This window comes from Bradyrhizobium sp. SZCCHNRI3052 (assembly GCF_032484895.1).
Classification (GTDB): Bacteria; Pseudomonadota; Alphaproteobacteria; order Rhizobiales; family Xanthobacteraceae; genus Bradyrhizobium.
The window spans coordinates 820,777-844,818 of the sequence record NZ_JAUETW010000001.1 but is presented as its reverse complement, the minus strand read 5'-3'; the positions used below and the strand labels follow the sequence as shown (position 1 = coordinate 844,818).

The window sequence follows — 24,042 nt, the reverse complement described above, 5'->3', positions numbered from 1 at the left end:
GGCCATCGCAGCCGGCCGCGCACGGTGGTCATTGCGAGCGGAGCGAAGCAATCCAGAGTCATTCCGACGACTCTGGATTGCTTCGTCGCCTTCGGCTCCTCGCAATGACGGCCTTGGCCGACGGACGAATGCCCTACCCGAGCTCCAGCCGCATCCCGTCATAGGCCGGCACCACGCCCGCCGGCAGGCTCTGGCGCAGCACCTCGTAGTCGAGATCGGCGGTCATGTTGGTGATGACGGCGCGCTTCGGCTTGAAGCGCTCGATCCAGGCGAGAGCGTCGTTGACCGAGAAATGGCTCGGATGCGAGGCAGGGCGCAGGCCGTCGACGATCCAGAGGTCGAGATCCTCCAGCGCGCCCCAGCTCTCCTCGGGGATGTCGTTGAGGTCCGGCGTGTAGGCGGCATCGCCGATGCGATAGCCGAGCGCGGGGATGTTGCCGTGCTGGACCAGGAACGCCGTCAGCTTCAGCTCGCCGCCCTTGCCTTCCACCGCCTGGGTCTCGCCCGCCTCGATCGCGTGCTGGGTCAGGATCGGCGGATAGTCGCTTCCCGGTGGCGAGATGAAGCAATAGGAGAACCGGTGCATGATGTCTTTCGCGGTCGACTGGTTCAGGTAGACCGGAATGCGCCGGCGCTGATGCATCACCACCGAGCGCAGATCGTCGATGCCATGGGTCTGGTCGGCATGCTCGTGCGTCAGGAATACCGCGTCGATGTGATCGACGTTGGTGTCGATCAACTGCTCGCGCAGATCCGGCGACGTGTCGATCACGACCCGCGTGACGCCATGGGCTCCGCGGCGCTCAGCCAGAAGCGAGCAGCGCCTGCGGCGGTTCTTCGGGTTGTTGGGATCGCAGGCGCCCCACCCCAGCGCCGGGCGCGGCACGCCGGCCGAGGAGCCGCAGCCGAGGATGGTGAGCGTCAGCGTCATGCAGCCTCCTTTGGCCGCGGCACCTTGGAGAACAGCTTGAAGAAGGTCTCGGTGGTCTGGCGCGAGAATTCCTCGAACGAGACGCCGCGGGTCTCCGCCAGCACCTTCGCCGTCTCGACGACGTAGGCCGGCTCGTTGCGCTTGCCGCGGAACTTGCCGGGCGCGAGATACGGCGCGTCGGTCTCGACCATGATGCGGTCGGCCGGCACCTCGGCGGCCAGCGCGCGAAGTGCGTCCGACTTCTTGAACGTCACGATGCCCGTGAACGAGATGTGCAGTCCGAGGTCGATCGCCTTCATCGCCAGCTCACGCCCGCCGGTGTAGCAATGCAGCACGGCTTGGAAAGGTCCGCGCGCCATCTCCTCCTCGAGGATGCGGCTGCACTGCTCGTCCGCTTCGCGGGTGTGGATCACCAGCGGCAGGCCGGTTTCGCGGGCGGCTGCGATATGCGCGCGGAACCCGCGCTCCTGGGCGTCCTTCGAGCCGTGATCATAGAAGTTGTCGAGTCCGGCCTCGCCGAGCGCAACCACCTTGGGGTGATCGGTCAGCGCGATCAGCTCCTCGGCCGGAATGCCGTCCTCCTCGTCCGCATTGTGCGGATGGGTGCCGACCGAGCAGAACACGTTCTCGAACCGCTCGGCGATGGCGAGCAGCTCAGGAAGCCGGCGCACCCGCGTCGAGATCGTCACCATGCGGCCGACGCCGGCGGCGGCGGCACGCGTGACGATGCCATCCAGATCCTCGGCGAAATCCGGAAAATCCAGATGGCAATGGCTGTCGACCAGCATCACGCCGCCGTCGGCTCGATATAGCGCGGGAACACCGCCTGCGGCGCCGGCAGCTGCGTGCCAGCCGCAATCCGGACGTCGCCGCCGAGTCGCGCAAAATTCCGTTCGTCCTCGGGAATGCCGAGGCTGTCGAGCAGCTTTGCCGACGCGGCCGGCATCACCGGCTGGGTCAGGATCGCGACCTGACGGATCACCTCGGCGGTGACATAGAGCACCGTATGCTGGCGCTGCGGATCGGTCTTCGCCAGCGCCCACGGCGCCTCGCCCGCGAAATAGCGGTTGGCCTCGGCCACGACCGACCAGACCGCATTGAGCCATTGGTGGATCTGCTGCGTCGCCATGGCCTTGCGCGCCGCGCCGATCATCGCATCGGCCTCCGCCAGGATCGCCTTGTCATTGGCCGAGAACTCGCCGGGCTCCGGCAGCACGCCGCCGAGCTGCTTTGCGATCATCGACAGCGAGCGCTGTGCGAGGTTGCCGAGGTCGTTGGCGAGATCGGCGTTGATGCGCGCGACGATCGCCTCGTGATTGTAGTTGCCGTCCTGGCCGAACGGCACTTCGCGCAGGAAGAAATAGCGCAGCTGGTCGACGCCATACTGGTCGGCGAGATTGAACGGATCGACGACGTTGCCGACCGATTTCGACATCTTCTCGCCCCTGTTGAACAGGAAGCCGTGAGCATAGACCCGCTTCGGCACGGGCACGCCGGCCGACATCAGGAACGCCGGCCAGTACACCGCATGGAAGCGGATGATGTCCTTGCCGATGACGTGCACGTCGGCCGGCCAGTACTTCCAATTGGCATCGTCCTCGTCGGGGAAGCCGACGCCGGTGATGTAGTTGGTCAGCGCGTCGACCCAGACATACATCACGTGCTCCTCGTCGTGAGGCACACGGACGCCCCAGTCGAAGGTGGTGCGCGAGATCGAAAGGTCCTTCAACCCGCCCCTGACGAAGCTGATGATCTCGTTACGGCGCGCATCCGGCCCGATGAAGTCGGGCTGGCTCTCATAGAGCGCGAGCAGCTTCTCCTGATAGGCCGACAGCCGGAAGAAATAGCTCTTCTCCTCGACCCACTCCACCGGCGTGCCCTGCGGTCCGCGGCGGACGTTGTCCTCGCCGACGACGGTCTCATCCTCGGCGTAATACGCCTCGTCGCGTACCGAGTACCAACCCGCATAGCTGTCGGCATAGATGTCGCCATTCTCGCGCATGCGGTTCCAGATCGCCTGGACGGAGCGATGATGCGCGGGCTCGGTGGTGCGGATGAAGCGGTCGAACGAGACGTTCAGCCGCTCGTCCATCTCGCGGAACCGGCCGGCATTGCGGGTCGCGAGTTCGGACGGCGTCATGCCCTCGTTCTGCGCGGTCTGCACCATCTTCAGACCGTGCTCGTCGGTGCCGGTCAGGAAGTACACGTCCTTGCCGTCGAGCCGCGCAAAGCGCGCGATGGCGTCGGTCGCGATCGCCTCATAGGCGTGGCCGATATGCGGGTTGCCGTTGGGATAGGCGATCGCTGTCGTGACGTAGAAGGTGTTCTTGTCGACGGGAGCTGCGGCGACCTGCGCTACGATCTCGTCGATCTCGACGACCACGGCCTCGACCTTCGGCTTGCGGGGTGCCTTCGGCTTCGCGGCGCGTGGCGGCTTCGGCGCTTCAACGATGGCCGGCGCGACCTTCTTCGGTGCAGCCGGCTGTTTCGGAGCGGCGGGCTTTCTCGCGGCCGAAGGCTTGTTCGTTGCTGCCGCGGGCTTGGCGGCCGTCTTCTTGACCGGCGCTGTGGCGGGCTTTGCCACGGCCTTCTTGGCCGGAGCCTTCACAGCTTTCTTGACCGCTTTCTTGGCGGCGCTCTTCGACGCTTTCTTGGCCGCGCTCGCCGCCGGGGCTTTGCCCTTGGCTTTCGCGGGCGCCGTCTTGGATTTGGCGGTCTTTTTCTTGGCGTCCTTGTCCTTCGCCGCCTTCGCCTTGGCCGCGCTGGCCTTGCCCTTCGCGGGCGCCTTGGCGGCAGCCTTCTTCGCGCCGCTCTTGCTCGCGGGCTTGCCCTTCTTCACGGTTGTCTTGCTGGCCTTGGCCACGGCAGATTCCTCTTTGACGACGTCGGTCGACGGATTGATCCTGATGATCCCGGGATGATGGTCGGCGCGGTTACCGCGTGGCTTCGGCGAGCATCCCGAACACCGAGAAAACCAGCGGTTTTCGCTCCAGATTATAGGATTCGGTGTCGCGCGCGGCGCGGACGATCTTTTCCCATACCTCCGCCAGCCGTGCAAGGCGCGGCAGTTCCGCGTTGGGATCTGCGGCGCGCAGCCGCTCCGCCACCCAGCGCTCGATGCTGTCGAGGAAGCTCGCCAGCGCGACGCGGTCGCTGGTGCCGAGCGCATCGCCCAGGGCATGCAGCTCGCCCGGGTCGATCCGAGGCAGGCTCGCGAGCAGCGCGGCGGTCCGGGTCTGCAGCTGCAGCCCGTCGCCGCCCAACAGCATGAGGGTCCGGGCGACGCTGCCCTCGGAGGCCCTGGCGGCCTCGCGCAGCGCCGGATCGGCTCCGTCCATTCCGGTGGCCTCGGCCGCGGCGCTGACGACGTCGTCGGTGGACAACGCCCGCAGCGCCAGCCGGCGGCAGCGCGACTTGATGGTGGCGAGCACCCGCGCCGGGGCGTTGCTGACCAGCAGGAACAGCGACTGCTGCGGCGGCTCCTCGAGGATCTTGAGCAGCGCGTTGGCGGCGTTCGGATTGAGCTCGTCGACGGTGTCGACGATGCACACCCGCCAGCCCTCGACCGCCGCCGTCGATCCGAAGAACGAGATCGTCTCACGGGTCTCGTCCACGGTGATGACGGTGCGCAGCACGCCCTTGTCGTTGGCCGAGCGCTCCAAGGTGAGCAGCCCGCCATGAGCCTCCGAGGCGATCAGGCGCGCGACGTGGTCCTCCGCGTCGACGTACAACGAATCGGCACCGCGCACCGCGTCCGAGGCAGGATCGCGGTGGGCCAGCACGAAGCGCGCCATGCGGTAGGCCAAGGTGGCCTTGCCGATGCCTTGTGGGCCGCCGATCAGCCAGGCATGCGCCATCCGTCCGCTGCGGTAGGCGGACAGCAGCGCCGCCTCGGCGTCGCGATGCCCGAACAAGGCGGTGGTTTCGCGTGGATGGCGGACCGCGATCTCCGGCTCGACCTTGCGTGCGCTCATGACGCCGCCGCCACTTCCGTGAACAGGCGCTCGCGCACGGCGTCCCAAACGAGCTGCGAGACCGTTTCCGCGCTCGCCGTAGCGTCGATCAGCACGCAGCGCCGGGGATCCTCGGCCGCGATCTTGTGAAAGGCGTCGCGCAGCCCCTTGTGGAACTTGATGTCTTCGCCTTCGAACCGGTCCGGGGTTCCGGCGCCGCGCCGCGCCCCGGCACGCTGCAGACCGATCTCGACGGGAACATCGAGGATGAGGGTCAGATCCGGCTTGAGGTCGCCGATCGTGACCCGCTGCATCGCATTGAGCACGTCCGGCGCGACCTTCCCCTGGCTGCCCTGGTAGGCCCGGGTCGAATCGAAGAAGCGATCGCACAGCACCCAGCTGCCCTGGTTCAGCGCCGGCAGAATCACGTTGCGGACATGGTCGTCCCGCGCGGCCGCGAACAGCAGCGTCTCGGCCTCCGGGCCCAGCAGCTTGCCCATGCCCGACAGCACGAGGTGGCGCATGATCTCCGCGCCCGGCGATCCCCCGGGCTCGCGGGTCAGCACCAGGCGCACACCCTCTTTCTGCAGATGGTCCGCCAGCATCTTGATCTGCGTCGATTTTCCGGCGCCCTCGCCACCCTCGAAGGTGACGAATCGGCCGCGGCCAGGACCACGTTTCAAAGCTGCTTCCGCCATGTCTCTAGAGCTTCTCGGCCCCGGCGCGGAACATCCCGATCACGAGCTCGCTGACCCCATCGATCGCACGCCGCATCGTGGATCCCCTGCTCACCGCCTCCGCAGCATAGACAGGGGCCTCCATGGCGATATTGGGGCCGCGCCAGACCCTGACAACCCCGACCTTCTGCCCGGGCTCGATGGGAGCCCTGACCGGGCCGCTGTAGACGATGCGGGCGATCAGCTTGTCGCCGCCGTTCTTCTGAACCATGACCTTGACCGGCACCGGGCTCGACAGCTTGACCGAGCGGCTCTCGCCGCCGAACACCTTGGCATAGCCGATCGGCTGCTCCGCGGCGAACAGGGTGCGGGTCTCGAAATTGCGGAAGCCCCATTCCAGCATCTTCTTGGCCTCGGTGGCGCGGTCCTCGGAATCCTCCAGGCCATTGACGACCACGATCAGCCGCGTGCCGTTCTGCACGGCCGAGCCGACCATGCCGTAGCCGCCTTCCTTGGTGAAACCGGTCTTGAGGCCGTCGGCGCCTTCCATCGCGTTCAAGAGCGGGTTGCGGTTCTGCTGGCGGATCTTGTTCCAGGTGAACTCCTTATCGCCGAAGATCTTATAGAACTCCGGGAAATCCAGGATGATGTGCCGGGCGAGCATGGCGAGCTCGCGCACCGTCATCTTGTTGCCGGGATCGGGCAGCCCGTTGGAATTGGCGAAGGTCGATTTGGTGAGGCCGAGCTCGCGCGCCCGCTTGGTCATGTAGTCGGCGGCGAAGATCTTCTCGTTGCCGGCCATGCCCTCGGCAAGCGCGATGCAGGCGTCGTTGCCGCTCTGGATGATCGCGCCATGCAGGAGGTCGCTCACCGACACCTTGCTGTTGAGCGCGGCGAACATCGTCGAGGTGCCGGAGGGCGCCCCGCCCCGGCGCCAGGCATTCTCGCTGATGCGGTATTCGTCGTTGAGCTTGATCGTGCCCTCCTTGACGGCGTTGAACACCACCTCGGCGGTCATCAGCTTCATCATGCTGGAGGGCGCCCGCAGCTCGTCCGCGTTCTTCTCGAACAGCACACTGCCGCTGTTGGCCTCGATCAGGATCGCGGTCGGCGCATCGCCGTCGAAGCCGCCATCCTCCTTGCGCGCGCCCTGGACGCTCTGGTTGGCGGCGTACAGCGCGCCGCACCAGCCGACGGCAACCGCCACCGTCAAGGCGATGAGCGCACGCGTCGCCCGTCCGGACGTGAAACCGGAGCGGCGCAGCGGTAAGGTCATGAAATTCATCGGCTAAGCTCTGGAGCGCACTGGGATTCTAGCAGTTGCGGGGGACGCAAACAACTCGGCAATCCCGCGGATGCGTCCGCTGTCCCGTGGATTTGCACGGCCCGTCGCGCGGTGCGATAGGTCGAGCGCCGGCAATCAACACGGCCAACTCGAAATTCGAGCGATCGAGGGTGGAAACAGTGTCATCGACGCGGATCATCAAGGCCAACGGAATCGAGCTGTTCGTGCGCGAACAGGGCGAAGGCCCCCTCGTGGTGCTGTGCCACGGCTGGCCCGAACTGTCCTATTCGTGGCGGCACCAGATCCCGGCCCTCGCCGCCGCCGGCTATCGCGTCGTGGCGCCCGACATGCGCGGCTTCGGCCGCTCGCAGGCGCCTGAGGATATCGGCGCCTATACCATCTTCGACACGGTCGGCGACGTGGTCGGACTGGTCGGGGCGCTCGGCGAGCGTCAGGCCGTCATCATCGGCCACGACTGGGGCGCGCCGGTGGCCTGGCATGCGGCGCTGTTCCGTCCGGACGTGTTCACGGCCGTCGCGGGCTTGAGCGTCCCTCCCCCGTTTCGCGGTCGCGCCCGGCCGCTCGACACGCTCAGTGCCGGCGGCATCGAGAACTTCTACTGGCAGTATTTTCAAACGCCCGGCGTGGCGGAGGCCGAGCTCGAGCGTGACGTGGCGCTGACGATGCGCACGATGCTGGCGCGCGGATTCTCCGATCCGCAGTCGCTGTTCGTCGCACCGGACAAAGGCTTTCTCGGCGACGTCGCCCCCGATCTGCCTTTGCCTGCGTGGCTGAGCGAGGACGATCTCGCCGAGTTCGTCGCGGCTTGCGGCGCCTCCGGCTTCCGCGGTGGCCTGAACTGGTACCGCAACATCGATCGCAACTGGGAGCTCACCGCGCCGTGGCAGGACGCGCAGATCCGCCAGCCGTCGCTGTTCATCGCCGGCAGCGCGGACGCCGTCGTGACCGGGCTGATCGGCGCCAAGCGCGTCCAGGACATGGCGCGAGTTCTGCCGGATCTGCGGCGCAAGCTGATCATCGAGGGGGCCGGGCACTGGATCCAGCAGGAACGCTCTGCCGAGGTGAATGCGGCGCTGATCGCGTTCCTGCGCGAGGTGGCTCCTGCTCGCTAGCGCGCGAGCGGCAGCTCCATCATGCGATGCGACGCCATCGCCTCGTCCGCCACATCGCGGAACCCCAGCCGCACGTAGAACCGGATCGCGTCCTCATTCGTCGTCGCGACCGCGAGCGAGAGCACGTCGGCGCCCTGCTCCCGTGCCGCCGTTGCGACCGCCTGCATGATCTCGCGTCCGACACCGGCGTTGCGCGCGCCCGGCAGCAGCGCGAGATCGACCACGTGCCATCGCGACGCCGCGCGGTCGAGCAGCAGCCGCCCGACCGGCGCGGCATCGCGGAGAATGATCAGCGACTGCGCTGCCGGACATTGCGCCGCGTGGCCCGCGACCTGGGCGCGATATTGCTGCGCCAGCACGAGATCGAGCATCGCCGGCGGCAGACCGGCCGCGGCGAGCTGCGCACCTCTGACGGAGCCAAATAGGTCGCGCAGGAACGGCTCGTCGGCGGTCTCGGCGGGCCGCAGCCGCAAGCGAACATCCCGCGAGACGAGCTCGCTCCCGGTCGTCACTCCGAGCCTGCTCGGCTCAGGAGTTGTTGAACGACGGGAAGATACCCGCATAGCAGATGCACCAGATCAGTGCCTGGGTCGGCTGCATGTTGTCGTGCGGGATGCTCTGCCCGGACGTCGTGACCGCGTTGGGAGCGAGGTTGACGTTCGCCGGCGGCGCCACGAAGCCGTTGAACGAGGGATCGATCGCCACCATCGTCCCGGGCGTCCCCGGCCCGGGGGCCGCGTTCGGCGCGGACCTGCTGCCGAGCTGCAGGTTATGCGTGTGCGCGGGCATTTCGGCCGAAACCAGCCCGACAGTGCTGCTGCCCATCATCTCGCCGATCACGCGGGGCTGCAGGCCGGGTCCGTCGCCTTGGCCGTTGGTGATCGCGCCGCTCAGATTGGGGAGCTGGAAGTTGGTCGTGCCGTTGCCGCCGAAATAGGTGCCGATCAAGGCGAACAACGGCGTGTATTGCTGAATTGGAAGCAGCTGGCCGAAGCACGGCAACCACGCACTATTGAAGCCGCCGGTTGCAAAAGTGAAGGGAAAGGCCTGGATTTCGCCAACAAAGGGATCAGACACGTCGTCTCTCCTCGAGAATGTGCGATGAAGCCGGTCGAACCGCGACGCCTCAGCCTGGCGAGGGATAGACGCCGTTGATGCAGATGCAGTAGTTGCCCACGACGGTCGGCATGATGTTGTTGTGCGGGACGCTCTGTCCCGCGGCGGCCACGCAGGGCGCCATGACCGAGTAGGTGCCGGCATCGGCGATGGGGGCATCGAGATTCCCGGTGGACGCGGTCGCCAGATGGACCGTGGGTCCGGGGATCGCCGTGTCGGCCGTGACCGTCGACGACAGCAGGGCATGGCTATGCGCGGGCAACTCGGTCGTGATCAGCAGGTGCTCGTCCTCGCCCGCGACCTCGCCAAGCACATACGTCGCGCCACCGGGCGGCGTGCCCTGCCCGAGCGGCACGCGGCCGCGCAGATCGGGCAGGTTGAAGGTCTGGATGCCGTCGCCGCCATAGGTCGTTCCGAGGATCGTATAGAGCGCATCGTAGTTTGAAATGGACAGCGAGCTGCCGTCGCAGGCCAGCCAGCCGTCCGGTATGCGCGGAAAGGCGAACAGCCTGATCTCACCGAGAAACGGGTCTGACATCCCGACATCCTTTCATTGAGCCGTGGGCGCCGCGAGAGCAGGCGCGGCGCGGAACTGGGGGGATTCGATCGATCCGAAGACGCTCAGTTGCGCGAGGGGAAGACGCCCTGCATCGCGATCAGGTAGTTGATCACGAGGTAAGGCTGCATGTTGTTATGCGCCTGCCCGCCGCCGATCTCGGGAATGTTCGTGCCCACGGCCAGCGGGACCTCGCCCGATCCTGCGGTCGCGAAGATCTTCTTGGGATCGTCCGCCGGCAGCGTATTGGTCCCGAACAGATTGTTCGTGGGACCCGCGCTCCGGCCCGCGCCGTTGGTCGTCGAGGCCTGCACCAGGTGATTGTGAGCCGGCATCTGAGCGAGGGTCAGCGTCACGGTCGTTTCGCCGCTGACCATCCCTGCGGGAAACTGACCGGAGCTGCCCGTCGATCCGAGGATGGCCCGGCCACGCAGATCCGGCAGCGCGAATGTCGTCACGCCGTTGCCGCCGTAATAGGTGCCGAGCAGTGAGAACAGCGCCTGGTTGGTCTGGATGGCGAGCAGCGCGCCGTTGCAGAACGCCCACCCTCTCGGCGGCTGAGATCCCGCAAAAGGCATGATCTGCCCCAACACAGGCGTCAACGGCATGCGCGTCTCTCCCCAATGTCATTTTGAAACGAATGGCGGCGGCTTGATCAAACAGCCTCCGCATTGAAATTTTTGAGAGCGTGAGAAACAACCTGTAAGAGAAGTCTAGGTTGCGTCGCTCGGATCCGTCAAGACAATAAAGTTCCGCAGATTGCGCTGTTGCCGCTATGCAACGCCAAGCAGAAGTCGTGCCCGGTCTGGTTGAATCGACTTGCCCGGAAGGCGCTGCTTCTCCAAGGTTACGATTGCGTTACCAAAATTTCTTCGAACCAATTTTTTTCAGCGGCACTCTCAGCCAATGAGGGGCCGTAAGGGGCACGACCAAATTGTCAACCGGGACTTGGCGCCGGAATTTTCACGCGGCATGCACGCCTCTGCGGCGTGCGCTGGGTTTTGTTTCGGTGGTTCTTGCCTTGATGCTCGCCTCGATGGTGGGCGCGCAGGCGGCCTGTAACTTCACGACCGGCTCGACCACCAGCACCAGCATCACCATCAACGGAACGGGCGCCGGCAATGCCGTCGGTCTGTGCGTCACCAACGACGTGGTGCTCTGGGGTCTCTACGGACACTCGAATGGCACCAACAGCCCGCCGATTGATGCGTTCAACAATCTCCCGATGACGGCGGGCGGCCTGAGCTACACCAATCTCAGCTACACCGGCGCCAAGGCGACCTACACCCTGATTCCCGTGCCGATCGGCGGCGACTTCACGCAGGTGCCGGAATACACCATCCGGATCGATTCGCTGTCCGGATCGGGAACCGAGAACATCACGCTCTTTTATGCGAGCGACTGCTCGCACACCGCCGGCAATTGTAGCGGCGCCGGCACCACCAATACCTCGTTCACGATCACCGTCACGTTGCCCGGCCCGACCGCGACCCAGGCCATCGCGTCGAAGTCGCTGACCGTCAATACCGCCGCGACATCCTTCACGCCGGTCACCGGCTCCGGCGGCACCGCACCGCTCAGCTATGGCATCGCCCCGACGCTGCCGACCGGTCTGTCCTTCAACACGTCCACGGGCGCCATCACCGGTACGCCCACGGTCACCAGTGCCGCGACCACCTACACGGTCACGATCACCGATGCCAACTCCGCGACCGCCAGCAATACCTTCAGCCTCACGGTCAACGGCGCGGTGACGGCCACGCAGTCCGTTGCCTCCAAGACGCTGACGCAGAATCAACCATCGACCAACTTCACGCCGGTCACCGGCGGCGGCGGCACCCCGGCCTACACCTACAGCGTGTCACCGTCCCTGCCCACCGGTCTCACGCTCAACACATCGACCGGCGCGATCACCGGCACGCCGACGGCCGCGAGCGGCGCCACGACCTACACCGTGACCGTGACCGACGCGAACAGCGCGACCGCCTCGAACACGTTCAGTCTGACAGTCAACTCGGCCGTGACCGCGACCCAATCGGTCGCTTCGAAGACGCTGACGCAGAATGTGGCCGCGACATCGTTCACGCCGGTCACCGGCGGCGGCGGCACCCCGTCGCTCAGTTACAGCATCGCGCCCGCGCTGCCCGCCGGCCTCTCGCTCAACACCTCCAGCGGCGCGATCACGGGCACGCCGACCGCAAGCAGCGGCGCGACCACGTACACGGTGACCGTCACCGATTCCAACAGTGCCACAGCCAGCAATACGTTCAGCCTGACGGTGAACACCGCCGTCACCGCGACGCAGTCGGTGAGCTCGGCCACGGTGACCGTGAACACGGCCATCACGACGTTCACCCCTGTCACCGGCGGTGGCGGCACAACGCCGCGGTCCTATGCCATCGCGCCGACCTTGCCGACCGGACTCAGCTTCAACACCAGCACCGGCCAGGTCAGCGGCACGCCGACGGTGACCAGCAGCACGACCACCTACACGGTGACGGTGACGGATTCCAACGGCGGCACCGCCAGCAACACCTTCCAGCTCACCGTCAATGGGCCGGTGAGCGCGACGCAGGCGATCGCCTCGAAGACGCTGACGCAGAATGCCGCAGCGACGTCGTTCACGCCGGTGACCGGATCGGGCGGCACGCCGCCGCTCTCCTACGGCGTTGCCCCCGCGCTGCCGACGGGCCTGACGCTCAACACCTCGACCGGCGCGATCACCGGCACACCGACCGTGACCAGCGGCGCTACGACCTACACGGTCACGGTCACCGACGCCAACACTGCCACGGCCAGCAATACGTTCAGCCTGACGGTGAACAGCGCGGTCACCGCGACGCAGGCGATCGCCTCGCGGACCTTCACCGCCAACCAGGCCATCACCGCCTTCACCCCGGTCACCGGTGGCGGCGGCACGGGGACACTGACATATTCGATCTCTCCGTCCCTTCCGGCCGGCCTCAGCATCAGCGCCTCCACGGGCGCGATCTCCGGCACGCCTTCGACGAGCGCGGCGACCGCGACGTACACCGTGACCGTCACCGACACCAACAACGGGACCGCCACGAACACCTTCAGCCTGACAGTCAACGGCGCTGTCAGCGCCACCCAGTCGATCCCGGCCAAGTCCCTGACCGTCAATGTCGCCGCGACATCCTTCACCCCGGTGACCGGAGGCGGCGGCACGTCGCCGCTCACCTATGGCATCGCACCGACACTGCCCGCCGGGCTCAGCTTCAACACCTCGACGGGTGCCATCACGGGCACGCCGACCGCGATCAGCACGGCCGCGACCTATACGGTCACCGTGAGCGACGCCAACAGTGCCAGCGCCAGCAACACGTTCAGCCTGGCCGTCAACGGTGCCGTGACGGCGACCCAGGCGATCGCGTCCAAAGGATTGACCGTCAACACGGCGGTGACCTCCTTTACACCGATCACCGGCGCCGGCGGCACCTCGCCGCTGAGCTACGGCATCGCGCCGGCGCTGCCCGCAGGGCTCGCCTTCAATACGACCTCGGGTGCGATCACAGGCACGCCGACGGCCACCAGCGGCGCCACGACCTACACGGTCACGGTGACCGACGCCAACACTGCAACGGCGACCAATACGTTCAGCCTGGCGGTGAACGGCGCGGTCAGCGCGACCCAGGCGATCGCGTCGACCACCCTGACTGCGAACCACGCCGTGACGCCGTTCACGCCGGTCACGGGCGGCGGCGGCACCGCGCCGCTCGCCTATTCCGTCTCGCCGACGCTCCCCGCGGGACTGTCCCTCAATGCGGCCAACGGCAGCATCTCCGGAACGCCCACGGTGACCAGCGCGGCGACGACGTTCACCGTGACCGTGACCGACGCCGCCAACGCGACCGCGAGCAACACATTCAGCCTGACCATCAATGGTGCGGTGACGGCCACGACGGCCGTGCCGTCCAGCTCGCTGCCGATCAACCAGGCGGTGACGCCATTCACGCCGGTCACGGGCTCGGGCGGTACCGGCACGCTGGTGTTTGCCGTTTCACCGGCTCTGCCGGCCGGCTTGAGCTTCAACACGAGCAATGGCCAGATCACCGGCACGCCGACGGTTCCGGCGGCAATGACCACGTATACGGTGACCGTGACCGACACCAACAGTGCCTCGGCCAGTGCCACCTTCAATCTGTCGGTGGGCCAATTGGTCACGACGGTCGCGCTGACCTCGTCGCAGAACCCGAGCCAGTTCGGGCAGCCCGTGACCTTCACGGCCACGGTTTCAGCGTCGGGCGGCACGCCGACCGGAACGGTCACCTTCAACGACAATGGCACGCCGATCGGCACGGCGACGCTGGCGGGCGGCGTTGCGACGTTCGCCACCTCGACGCTCGCGGTCGGCAGCCACACGATCACGGCGAGCTATGCCGGCACCACGCTGTTCACGGCGAGCACCTCGCCCGGCCTTGCCCAGACCGTCAACGTGCCGGTCGACAGCGTTCGGCTGCGCTCGCTGCAGCAGACCGTCAGCAAGCTGGTGGCGCAGAATTCCGGGCAGGCGATCTCCGGCGCGATCGATGACGCCATCGCCGACGGCTTCAACGATGGCGGTTCGTTCCTGACGCCCGGCAATGCCCGCATGCGCTTCAACTTCTCGGCCGATCCGCGCGATCAGGACGAGCGGTCCCCGGCCAGCGACCGCGCCGGCAGCGGCGACAGCAACGCCTATTCCTCGCTACTGCCGGGCGCGTCCCAGCCACGTGGACGTGGTCGCGGCCGGATCGACGATGCGTTCGCGGCCATCGATCGTGGCGACAGGAAGCAGGCCGCGCCGAAATGGCACGAGCAGAAGGAGTGGCTGCTGTGGGCCGATGTGCGCGGTTCTGGCGTCGACCGCTGGGGCAGCACCAGCATCGGCGGCGTCACCCAGGCCAGCCAAGCCTCGATCTATGGCCAGCAGCTCAACGCCACGATGGGATTGACCTACCGCGCCGCGCCGAACTTCCTCGTCGGCGTGCTCGGCGGCTACGAGACCTTCAGCTACACCCAGCAGGACATCAACGGGAAGCTGAAGGGCGACGGCTGGACCACCGGCGCCTATCTCGGCTGGAAGATCATTCCCACGCTGCGCTTCGATGCAGCCGTGGCCTATTCCGGCATCGGCTATGACGGCAGCGCCGGAACCGCCCAGGGCAATTTCAGCGGCCAGCGCTGGATGGTTTCCACCGGTCTGACCGGCACGTATAAATGGGCCGGCCTGGTGCTGGAGCCGTCCACCAAGGTCTACGCATTGTGGGAACACCAGAACGCCTATACGGACTCGCTGGGCACGCGGCAGGGCACCAATGATTTCGCCAGCGGCCGCGCGTCGGGGGGCCTGCGCGCCGCCTACCCCGTCGCCTGGCTCGATAGCGGGCTTCTTCTGACGCCGTTCGTCGGCCTGTACGGCGACTACTACTTCACCAGGGAGGATGCCAACACGCTCGCCGCCGGCGCGCTGGCCTCGACTCCGCTGCTGCAAGGCTGGTCGGCCCGCGCCACCGGCGGTCTCGGCATCCAGACAGCCGGCGGCATCGGTGTCGGCCTCGGTGCCGAGCTCGGCGGCATCGGCAGCAACACCCGCGTCTGGACGTTTTCGGCCAAGGCGCGGGTGCCGTTCAGCGCCCAATAGGCATTCCCAATAGCCCTTGGCGGCGCACTCGAATCGAAACCGCCCCGGCTGGGGCGGCTGGTTCGACGTGCGAGATCGTATGGAAGATCAGTACAGTCCGCGGCCGCCAAGGATCTCGCGGGCCTCGTCAGCGCCGTCCGCCGCGCCGCTCGATGACGGCACGTATCGGCCGCCCTGATCGTAGGACACCGCGCGCGGGTTATCGAGGCTCCGTCCGCGGGTCCGGCTGGAGGCCGACATCTCCGACGTCGCGGCAACCGATGCCAGGTCGGCGGAGGTGTTGCCGAGCGTGTAGGGACGCCCCTCGGGCAGCGGGACCTCGCCGCGAATCGGGCGGCCTGAGCCGATCTCGGGAACGAACGGCCGGGCGGAGGCGACGCGGACGAGAGAAGGCGCCGGCGCCGGGATGCCGGTGCGCAGGGTTGCCATCAGTTGGGTATCGTCGGACCCTTCGAGAGGGGCGCGGCCGACATATTCGACGCGGACGCGGGCGACGCCGTTGCCCTTGAACTCGAGCAGATCGGCCGCCTTGTTGGAGACGTCGATCAGCCGGTTGCCGTGGTACGGGCCGCGATCATTGATGCGGACGATGAGCGATTTGCCGTTGGCGAGATTGGTGACGCGGGCGTAGCTCGGCAGCGGCAGGGTCGGATGGGCGGCCGTCAGCGACGTCATGTCGAAGACCTCGCCATTGGCGGTCAGCCGGCCGTGAAAATCATCGCCATACCAAGAGGCCATGCCCTCGGCGCGATAGTTGGTGTCCTCCTCGGGAACATAGGTCTTGCCGGCGACGGTATAGGGCTTGCCGATGCGGTAGACGCCACCGCCCTTCGGCACCGGCTCGCCGAATCCGACGACGCGCGGGCTCGACGACACGCCGTATTTCGGATCGACCTTGCTGGCGAACTTGTTGGAAGAGGCGCAGTTCGCGACCATCAGGCAGGCGAGGACGGCGACGGCACTGCGCACCGCTCTCTCGACCGGATCTGTTTGACCAATCCCCATCGACCCCAATTACCAATGTGCCGGTCGCAGCCGAGCCATCCCATCAGGCCCGCGCGTCCCGGCTTGTCCCCGAGTCGCATCCCCGCAACTCAATGCACAAGGATAACGCAACCCGAAGACGGCGGAAATGGGGTGGGCCCCGCCGTGGTTAACCGGAGCTTTCCTGCGGTTGTGACGTGGACGGTGGCCGCCCAGGCGTGCACTCCGCTGTGCCTCCGTGTTGCGAGTGCACCTTTTTGGACACATATGTTGCGTGAAATCCTCACCTACGAGTGTTCTCATTTCCCGGGACCTGAATCATTTTGACTGTGCAGGGCTGCACGTCGTTTGCTTCACGTGGGGCGCAACAGGGTGTGTTCGCTATGATCGAAGCAATGACGGCAGTGATGGGCTTGGTTGGCGCCGGGATCTTCCTTGCTCATGCGTTTGAAGGCGTCCGCTCGCGGGCCTGAGTCCGGACAGATCGGACAGCCGACGCCATGGTCGGCTCTCGTCCGCGTCGATGTTTGCGTCCGCTTCAATAACGACACTTCAGGAGCATTCCCTGAAGCTGGCAGTTTCGACCAGCAGATCATCCAGACCGCTCATCGCCCGGCCCTCGGTTTTCTCCGGCCGGTGCGAGATCGGACCGGTAGCGCAGCCGCAGCAGGTGGCCCATGCGACACCAAGATTTACGACATCAAGCGTTGCGACACCAAGACCTGCTCTCGGGGAGCTTTCTCGCCCTGGCAGCGCTGAGCACGGCAATCTTGTGCTCCGGCCTGATGGCTTTTGCGCTCAGGTGAGCGCGGGCTTTGAGCTGAGGCCGTCCGGGCAGGCGTGAATGCGCCGTTGACGAGCCGCAAGCCCGCACCCTAAACAAGGATCGCGTCGATACCGCGCCGCCGTGGCGTGGACGTCGCCGACGTCCCGGACACGACGCCGGATGGAAGGGTGGCCGAGTGGTTTAAGGCACCGGTCTTGAAAACCGGCGTGCCCGCAAGGGTACCGTGGGTTCGAATCCCACCCCTTCCGCCAAGACATCAATAAAATCAATAATTTGCAGAGCGCTTAGGCTTCCAGCGCGCAATCCAAGGCACAATGCGCTCAGGATTGCTTTCGGCCTTGTCCTGCTGACTGCCCTGCTCTGGCTGTCCTTGTGCTTGGCGGTCCTGTCGAGGGCAAAGGCTCGCGCTCGGCCATTCCTTGAAGCTGTCCGGATGCCAAGCGCGATGCTTTGACCGGGTGCGTTGTTGCCGATTGCATAAGGGGATGCACTCGCCCCCGCGGCCCAACCATGGGCTTCGAGAGGAGGTGAGTTGGCATGACACAATGCGAAGCTTGCGCGGGCAAAGGCTATCACGTGGAAATGCGGCCGGTTCGATGGGGCAAGAAAAACGAGCCCTATCGTGAGTGTCCAAAGTGCGAAGGGACTGGAAAAACCAAACCAGAGGCGTTCGACTAGGGCGTAGTCCGGGCCAAACACTAAACCCGCCGGTGCGGAGCCGGCGGGTCGTTCTCAGATCAGCTTTGCAACGATCTCGTCCTCTTCCACGTCCCCGAACTTGTTGCTGATCGCAGTGCGTGCGATGGACCGGCTGGCTGCGCAACGCTGGCGAGGCGCCCGCCGCCTCCCCGTGCTCAGAGCCGGGCGCCTGGCCAACGACCAGGGTGCGCTCCAGGGCTTGCCTGCGGCGCGCGGTGGCCGTTCACAGCGCCGGCGGTCTCGGGCGGCACGCCGACCCGCTCCATCAGTTCGCGAACGTCGCGGATGCGGCTGTCGAGAAGGCCGTGCATCTCAGTCAGCGTCCAGCGCAGCTCATCCACCGCGCCCGGCGCCGCGTCGGGAAAATGCGAGAGATGATAGATCATCTCGTTGAGCACCTGCCGCAGCCCGTACAGGTCGTCATGGGCGAGCTTCTGGACGTCGAGCTGGCCGAGCAGCCGCTGCACGAAGCTGCGCCGATCGGGCGGCACATGGCGCAGATCGACGAACCGGTTGACGTGGAAGGCGCGCGGCGCCTCGGCACTGCCGGCCGCTTGGGCCAGCGCGAGGCGCACGCTGTCCGCGTTGAGGTCCTCGGTATCGACGGAGAGCGTGTTCGGGAACATGCTCTTGTAGCGTTCGATCAAGGCGTGGGTCTTGTCGTAGTACCAGCCGAACTTCTCGGCCAGCGACAGATCCATCCATTGCTGCTTCGACATCTCTCCGAAGTGGAAAGCGGTCGGACGCTTGCGCTGCGCGGCCGGCGAGTCGGCGTAGTAGAGGTGGTTCTGCGGCGACAGCTCGGCATTCTCCACCAGGCTTGCGATGCATGCCGCGCGGTCACGCCGGCGCAGATGCACCAGCGTGACCTGATCGCCGAGGAGCTCGGCGATGATCGGCAGCACGGCCGCATAACCATTGCCGACGACGCACGCATGGGGGCAATCGAGGATCGTCTGACGAATCTGATCCGTGAAGCCGGGATCGTTGGTTTCCCTGAGCTGGCAGAACAGCTCATTGAGCTCGCTCGACGCCCATTCGTGCACGGCCCTGTCGCCGTTGCCCTGGTTGTCGAACACCTCCTGCATCATCCGCGTCAGCGACGTCGTGCCGTCCCGGCCGGTGCCGACGCACAGCACCCGCAGCGTGGAAGACGGAGAATTCCTCAGGGCCGCGTCGCGGCCATTGCCGGAGGGGCGCGTCGCTCCATTGTCCGAGACCACGGCCAGGCGCTTACGCGCCAGCCGGCGAAGCTCCGCGGACGCCGCCTCCCACTCCAGCCTATAGCCGTCGCGCTCGTCGCGCAGGCGGCCCATGATCACGCCCCTTTCTTCCGTGATGCGCCTGTACCGCTCGGACTCGTCCTTCGCGGCGATCAACTCCGCTTGCAGCGCATCGACGAAGCGTTTCACATCCGCATCGAGGCGGCTTTCGGTGCTGGCGGTGTCAATCCCCAACCGGTTCTCGATCCACCGGCGCAGTCGCACTCTCGACAACAATAATCCTCCAAGAAATCGAGCCGAACGGCCTGCTGATCGTTAGCCGCCCGATCGCTGCTGCGATTCAGCACGCCTGCGAAGACCGCCCTGCCGGCTCCGGCTCTCCATGTAATACAATTGCAATGTACATCAAACTGCATCGCAATTCGGTTGCAGAGGCAGCGATGTTGGCCGGCACGTTGCGCGAGCCGCGCCCGCTCGTGCCCGAAAAATGTGCATGCCGCGCGACTAGTGGCCATTTGAGGGTATTAATACACCGCGATGCGGCGCGAGTGCGGTGGTCATGCGTCACGGCACGCCGCTGCTGCCAACGGGCACGGCCGCGACGACGCCAACTCCGTTGAGCTAGTCCAGCCCGCGCTCGCGACTCAGGCGCACCATCTCGTCGATGAAGATCTGCTTCTGCTTGTCGTCGAGGCTGGTGAACAGCGGTTCCGATGTGTCGGCCACCGCGCGCTGGTCGGCGGCGCGATCGACCAGGAACTGAGCCTCGTTGCGCATCTGCTCGACGATGTCGTCCGGCGGATCGCGCTTCGACCGCGCGATGCGCAGCTCGAGTCGATCCGCGCCGTTGCGGCCGAGCGCGTGCATCGCGTTGGCGAACGGACCCCAGTTCTTCGCCTGCTCTTCCGTCAGGTTCAGCCCGGTCTTCAGGCGCTCGATATTGCTATCGCTGTTGGCGACGATCTGGTCGGCCGTGAGTTGCGGGGCGCCCGGCTGCGTCAGCATCGGCGTCGCCTTGGCGACCTTGCTCGTCTTCGTCGCCTTGGAAGGCTTCGCCTTCCTGCCCTCGGCCGGCGGCGCCTCGGGCTGCGCACTCTGCTGGCCGCTGTTGCCGGTGAACGCCCCGGTCACGCCGGTGACCACGCCGACGACACCGCCGATCGCGCCGCCGAGCACACCGCCGACCGGGCCCGCCGCCCTGTTGCCTTCGCGCGCACCCTGCTCGACGCCCTTGAACAGGCCCTGCGCGGCAGGCTGACGCGGCAGGCCCACAAGGCCAATGAGGCCTATTGACACTCCTATTGCGATGCACCGGAAAGACCGGCGCCAGATGCCGGGGCTCATCATCATCAGTTCAGGCTCCGTGCGCAGTCGCTGGTCGTGACGACCATGATTCCAACGAATTCTACCGTTGCCGCAACGCGCAAGTCCATCTGCCGCACGCGGCGCGATGCATCGGACGTGCCCAGCTGCACTGGTTCCTCTCGGCTTCCTGCTCGGCCGAGACGCGCTTTGCACTGCAACGCTCAGCACTGCGATGCAATCAGTTGCGGAACCTGCGACGAAATGTGCACGCCATTAGTTCTAGGATTCGCCTCACCGGCTTTCTCGACAGCCGCTCGCAATTCTGCTCTGATTGCATCCAAGCGAAATCCATGCGCGCATGACGCGACGCAACAACTAACAAATCGGATTCGCATCGACAGAATGCTTGGCTCACCAGGGAGGGAACGCCATGTCACGGAGGAAGCTGAACCGCCGACAATTCGTTGCTGCGACCGCTGCCACCTCGGCGGTCATGATTGCCGCGCCCTATGTGCGTGGCGCCCACGCCGCCGGCAAGCTCTCGATCGGCTTCTGGGACCATTGGGTTCCGGGCGCCAACCAGGCTTCGACCGATCTCGTCAACGAGTGGGCCGCCAAGGAGAAGGTCGAGGTTCAGATCGACTACATCACCAGCCAGGGCAAGAAGATCGAGCTGACGATCGCCGCCGAGGGCGCCGCGAAGTCCGGCCACGATCTGATCGCCATGCCGACCTGGTGGCCGCATGCGCATGCGGAACTGCTGGAGCCGGTCAACGACATCATGGAGCCGATCATCCAGGAGAACGGCGAGGTCAACGGCACCGTCAAATATCTCGGACAGTCCGGCGGCAAATGGCTCGCCGTGCCGGCCTGCGTCGGCAGTCAGATCAAGGGTCCCTGCTCCCGCATCGATCTGATGAAGAAGCATGCGGGCATCGACGTGCAGGAGATGTATCCGGCCGGATCTCCACCGAAGGCCGACAATTGGACCACGGAGACCTTCCTGAAAGCGGCGGAGGCCTGCCATAAGGCTGGCGTGCCGTTCGGCATCGGGCTTGGCGAAACCACCGACAGCGTGGACTCCGCCGGCGCGTTCTTCCAGGCGTTCGGCGCGGATCTCGTCAACGCCAAGGGCGATGTCACGGTGAAGACGGATGCCGTGCGCCAGGCGCTCGAGTTCTACAAGCGGCTGATCGCGGCGCTGCCGCCGGATGTCGCCTCGTGGGACGACGCATCGAACAACAAATGGCTGGTCTCGGGCAGGGGCGCGATGATCATGAATCCGCCGAGCGCCTGGGCGGTGGCCAAGCGCGACGCGCCGCAGATCGCCGAGCAGTGCTGGACTCACGGCTTCCCGGCCGGCCCCAAGGGCCGCTTCGCGCCGTTCCTGCCCTACTTCTGGAGCATCTGGTCGTTCTCCAAGAACAAGGAGGCGGCCAAGAGCCTGATCGTGCACCTGTCGAAGCCGTCATCGATCGAGAAGATGGTGGTGGCGAGCGGCGGCTACGATCTGCCGGCCTATCAGAAGCTGACGACGCTCAAGGTGTGGCAGGAGGAGGGACCGCCGAAGGGGACCCTCTATCACTATCCCAACCCCTATAATCACCAGACGCTGTCGATCGCAGCCTCCCCTGCTCCGCCCAAGATCGCGCAGCAGATCTATGCGCAGGCGACGATGACCAAGATGTGCCTGCGCTACGCCCAGGGCGAGAAGATGGAATCGACCCTCGCCTGGGCCGAAGGCGAGTGCGAGGGCTTCATGCGCAGCTGAGGCATGCTCGAAGCAACGCCGGCGGTCCGCTTCAGCAGGCGGGCCGCCCCCTTTCACCTTGTCAGTGTTTCCCATCCAGTGAGGACCCCGCTGTCGCAGGGGACATCACGAGGAGCCTTTTCTCATGGTTGATGCCGCCATCGGTGAAAACGCCGTCGCCCGCCCTCGCGCGGCCCGCCGCAATGGTCTGCACAGGGCGTTGAAGCGGAAATCGACCGCCGCTTTCCTGATGACGCTGCCGCTGATCCTGCTGATCGTGCTCCTGGTCGTCTATCCCGCCCTGTATTCGGTGCATCTGGCGACCCTGAACAAGTCGATGCAGCGCTTCGTCGGCTTCGGCAATTTCGAGTTCCTGTTCAAGCGCGACACGTTCTGGCTGGTCGTCAAGCAATCCTGCATCTTCGCCATCACGGCCGTCGTGTTCAAGGCGCTGATCGGCTTCATCGTCGCTCATTTCGTCCACAACATCCCCGCCAAGGGGCAGCGCAAATGGCGCGGCATGCTGCTGGTACCCTGGGTGATCCCGCCGGCGATGAGCACGCTGGCCTGGCTGTGGCTGTTCGACCCGTCCTACAGCGCTTTCAACTACACGCTCGCCTTCTTCGGCATCGGCCCGATCCCGTGGACCGGGGATGCCGCCTGGGCGCGGTTCTCGGTGATCCTGGTCAACATCTGGTACGGCGCGCCGTTCTTCATGATCATGTACCTGGCCTCGCTGAAATCTGTCCCGGATCAGCTCTATGAGGCCGCGGCGATCGACGGCGCCAATTGGTGGCAGCGGATCTGGTACGTGACCCTGCCGATGATGCGCAACATCATCGCGATCACGACGCTGTTCTCTCTGATCGTGACGTTCGCCAATTTCGACATCGTGCGCATCCTCACCGCCGGCGGCCCGCTCGACAAGACGCACATCTTCGCGACCTGGGCGTTCCGCGTCGGCATCGAGGGCAGCGACATTCCGCTCGGCGCCAGCGTCTCGCTGTTCATGGTGCCGATCCTGGCGGTCGCCGCCATCTTCATCCTGCGCGACGTCAACAAGCGGGGGAACGAGTCCTGATGAGCACCGTCACGATCGACAAGGCCGGCCCGACCCGTACCGTCAAATATGGCTCGATGAGCCGCGACCGCGCCTGGGCGCTGCGCTGGTCGTATTTCTTCCTGACGCTGTTCGCGATCTTCTCGCTGGTGCCGCCGCTCTACATGCTGATCACCTCGCTGAAGGGCAGCGCGGAGATCTCCGCGGCGACCAATCCGTGGTGGGTGTTCCATCCGACGCTGGAGAACTATGTCGAGCTGCTCACCTCGAACCAGTTTCAGCGTTTCTTCTTCAACTCGGCCATGGTCTCGATCGTCGTGGTGATCATCACCATGCTGATCAGCATCCCCGCCGCATTCGCGCTGTCGCGGATGAAGTTCTGGGGCTCGGCGACGCTGGCGACCGGCGTATTCCTGACCTATCTGATCCCGGACAGCCTGCTGTTCATTCCGCTGTTCAAGATGTTCGCGCTGATCGGCGACGTCACCGGCATCCAGTTGATCAATCGCTGGTACGTGCTGCTGTTCATCTATCCGACCCTGACGGTGCCGTTCTGCACCTGGATCATGATCGGCTATTTCGCCTCGATCCCGAAGGAGCTCGACGAGGCCGCGATCATCGACGGCGCCTCCTGGCTGCAGACGCTGACGCGGATCTTCATTCCCGTCGCCCTGCCCGGTCTGATCGCCGCGACGATCTTCGCCTTCACCGTCTCCTGGGCGCAGTTCCTGTATCCGCTGGTGTTCACGACCTCGACCGACCAACTGGTGCTGCCGGTCGGCATCGTCACGAGCCTGATCAAGGGCGACGTCTTCAACTGGGGACAGATCATGACCGGCGCGCTGCTGGGCGCGGCGCCGCCGCTGATCATCTACGCGTTCCTGATGGACTATTACATTGCCGGGCTCACCGCCGGCGCGACCAAAGGCTGATGACGGG

18 protein-coding genes and 1 tRNA gene are annotated in these 24,042 nt (G+C 65.8%); 6 read left to right on the top strand and 13 right to left on the bottom strand.

Annotated elements, in window-relative coordinates:
- Window positions 1–133: 133 nt before the first annotated feature.
- The 6 genes from QW887_RS03980 to QW887_RS03955 form a co-directional block, all read right to left on the bottom strand.
- Window positions 134–931, bottom strand: coding sequence for an MBL fold metallo-hydrolase (locus QW887_RS03980; protein WP_315751560.1), 798 nt, complete (start codon window positions 929–931; stop codon window positions 134–136).
- The gene (locus QW887_RS03975) at window positions 928–1,719 is read right to left on the bottom strand and encodes a TatD family hydrolase (protein WP_315827614.1); all 792 of its coding nucleotides are present in this window, start codon (window positions 1,717–1,719) and stop codon (window positions 928–930) included. Before QW887_RS03975 ends, QW887_RS03980 begins: the two co-directional genes overlap by 4 nt.
- Window positions 1,719–3,794, bottom strand: coding sequence for a methionine--tRNA ligase (gene metG, locus QW887_RS03970; protein ID WP_316175406.1), 2,076 nt, complete (start codon window positions 3,792–3,794; stop codon window positions 1,719–1,721). Before metG ends, QW887_RS03975 begins: the two co-directional genes overlap by 1 nt.
- Before the next feature lie 70 nt (window positions 3,795–3,864).
- The gene (locus QW887_RS03965; protein WP_316175408.1) at window positions 3,865–4,905 is read right to left on the bottom strand and encodes a DNA polymerase III subunit delta'; all 1,041 of its coding nucleotides are present in this window, start codon (window positions 4,903–4,905) and stop codon (window positions 3,865–3,867) included.
- Entirely contained in the window at window positions 4,902–5,582 is a 681-nt protein-coding gene (gene tmk / locus QW887_RS03960; protein ID WP_315827617.1) for a dTMP kinase, read from the bottom strand. Before tmk ends, QW887_RS03965 begins: the two co-directional genes overlap by 4 nt.
- 4 nt (window positions 5,583–5,586) lie before the next feature.
- The gene (locus tag QW887_RS03955) at window positions 5,587–6,846 is read right to left on the bottom strand and encodes a D-alanyl-D-alanine carboxypeptidase family protein (RefSeq protein ID WP_316175409.1); all 1,260 of its coding nucleotides are present in this window, start codon (window positions 6,844–6,846) and stop codon (window positions 5,587–5,589) included.
- Window positions 6,847–7,025: 179 nt separating this feature from the next.
- Between QW887_RS03955 and QW887_RS03950 the strand changes: the two genes are divergently transcribed.
- Window positions 7,026–7,979, top strand: a complete 954-nt coding sequence (locus QW887_RS03950; protein ID WP_316172044.1) for an alpha/beta hydrolase — start codon at window positions 7,026–7,028, stop codon at window positions 7,977–7,979.
- On the opposite strand, the gene QW887_RS03945 is transcribed toward QW887_RS03950, so the two are convergent.
- The 4 genes from QW887_RS03945 to QW887_RS03930 form a co-directional block, all read right to left on the bottom strand.
- Complete coding sequence (locus tag QW887_RS03945) at window positions 7,976–8,452, bottom strand: GNAT family N-acetyltransferase (protein WP_315711946.1); 477 nt, start codon at window positions 8,450–8,452, stop codon at window positions 7,976–7,978. The genes QW887_RS03950 and QW887_RS03945 overlap by 4 nt on opposite strands.
- 55 nt (window positions 8,453–8,507) lie before the next feature.
- The gene (locus QW887_RS03940; RefSeq protein WP_315751567.1) at window positions 8,508–9,056 is read right to left on the bottom strand and encodes a phage tail protein; all 549 of its coding nucleotides are present in this window, start codon (window positions 9,054–9,056) and stop codon (window positions 8,508–8,510) included.
- A gap of 49 nt (window positions 9,057–9,105) precedes the next feature.
- A complete protein-coding gene (locus tag QW887_RS03935) occupies window positions 9,106–9,633 on the bottom strand; it encodes a phage tail protein (RefSeq protein WP_315751568.1) in 528 nt (175 codons plus the stop codon).
- An 83-nt stretch (window positions 9,634–9,716) separates the two neighbouring features.
- Window positions 9,717–10,259 carry a phage tail protein gene (locus QW887_RS03930; RefSeq protein ID WP_315751569.1) on the bottom strand — a complete coding sequence of 181 codons (543 nt, stop codon included), beginning with the start codon at window positions 10,257–10,259 and terminating at the stop codon, window positions 9,717–9,719.
- 401 nt (window positions 10,260–10,660) lie between these two features.
- Between QW887_RS03930 and QW887_RS03925 the strand changes: the two genes are divergently transcribed.
- Window positions 10,661–15,295 (top strand): beta strand repeat-containing protein, encoded by a 4,635-nt coding sequence (locus QW887_RS03925; protein WP_316172045.1) that lies wholly within the window; start codon window positions 10,661–10,663, stop codon window positions 15,293–15,295.
- A gap of 87 nt (window positions 15,296–15,382) precedes the next feature.
- Here QW887_RS03925 and QW887_RS03920 read toward each other — a convergent pair whose 3' ends face one another.
- Window positions 15,383–16,300, bottom strand: a complete 918-nt coding sequence (locus QW887_RS03920; RefSeq protein ID WP_316172046.1) for a septal ring lytic transglycosylase RlpA family protein — start codon at window positions 16,298–16,300, stop codon at window positions 15,383–15,385.
- 927 nt (window positions 16,301–17,227) lie between these two features.
- On the opposite strand from QW887_RS03920, the gene QW887_RS03915 reads away from it, so the two are divergent.
- Window positions 17,228–17,317: transfer RNA gene (locus QW887_RS03915), tRNA-Ser, on the top strand.
- 603 nt (window positions 17,318–17,920) lie between these two features.
- On the opposite strand, the gene QW887_RS03910 is transcribed toward QW887_RS03915, so the two are convergent.
- Complete coding sequence (locus QW887_RS03910; protein ID WP_316194189.1) at window positions 17,921–19,252, bottom strand: hypothetical protein; 1,332 nt, start codon at window positions 19,250–19,252, stop codon at window positions 17,921–17,923.
- Window positions 19,253–19,609: 357 nt separating this feature from the next.
- Complete coding sequence (locus tag QW887_RS03905) at window positions 19,610–20,254, bottom strand: Spy/CpxP family protein refolding chaperone (protein ID WP_315712622.1); 645 nt, start codon at window positions 20,252–20,254, stop codon at window positions 19,610–19,612.
- A 469-nt stretch (window positions 20,255–20,723) separates the two neighbouring features.
- Here QW887_RS03905 and QW887_RS03900 point away from each other — a divergent pair, with 469 nt between their 5' ends.
- The 3 genes from QW887_RS03900 (at window position 20,724) to QW887_RS03890 (ending at window position 24,035) form a co-directional block, all read left to right on the top strand.
- Complete coding sequence (locus tag QW887_RS03900) at window positions 20,724–22,064, top strand: ABC transporter substrate-binding protein (RefSeq protein WP_315711956.1); 1,341 nt, start codon at window positions 20,724–20,726, stop codon at window positions 22,062–22,064.
- Window positions 22,065–22,188: 124 nt separating this feature from the next.
- Window positions 22,189–23,124 (top strand): sugar ABC transporter permease, encoded by a 936-nt coding sequence (locus QW887_RS03895; RefSeq protein WP_315711958.1) that lies wholly within the window; start codon window positions 22,189–22,191, stop codon window positions 23,122–23,124.
- Window positions 23,124–24,035 (top strand): carbohydrate ABC transporter permease, encoded by a 912-nt coding sequence (locus QW887_RS03890; RefSeq protein ID WP_315711960.1) that lies wholly within the window; start codon window positions 23,124–23,126, stop codon window positions 24,033–24,035. Before QW887_RS03895 ends, QW887_RS03890 begins: the two co-directional genes overlap by 1 nt.
- Window positions 24,036–24,042: the final 7 nt, after the last annotated feature.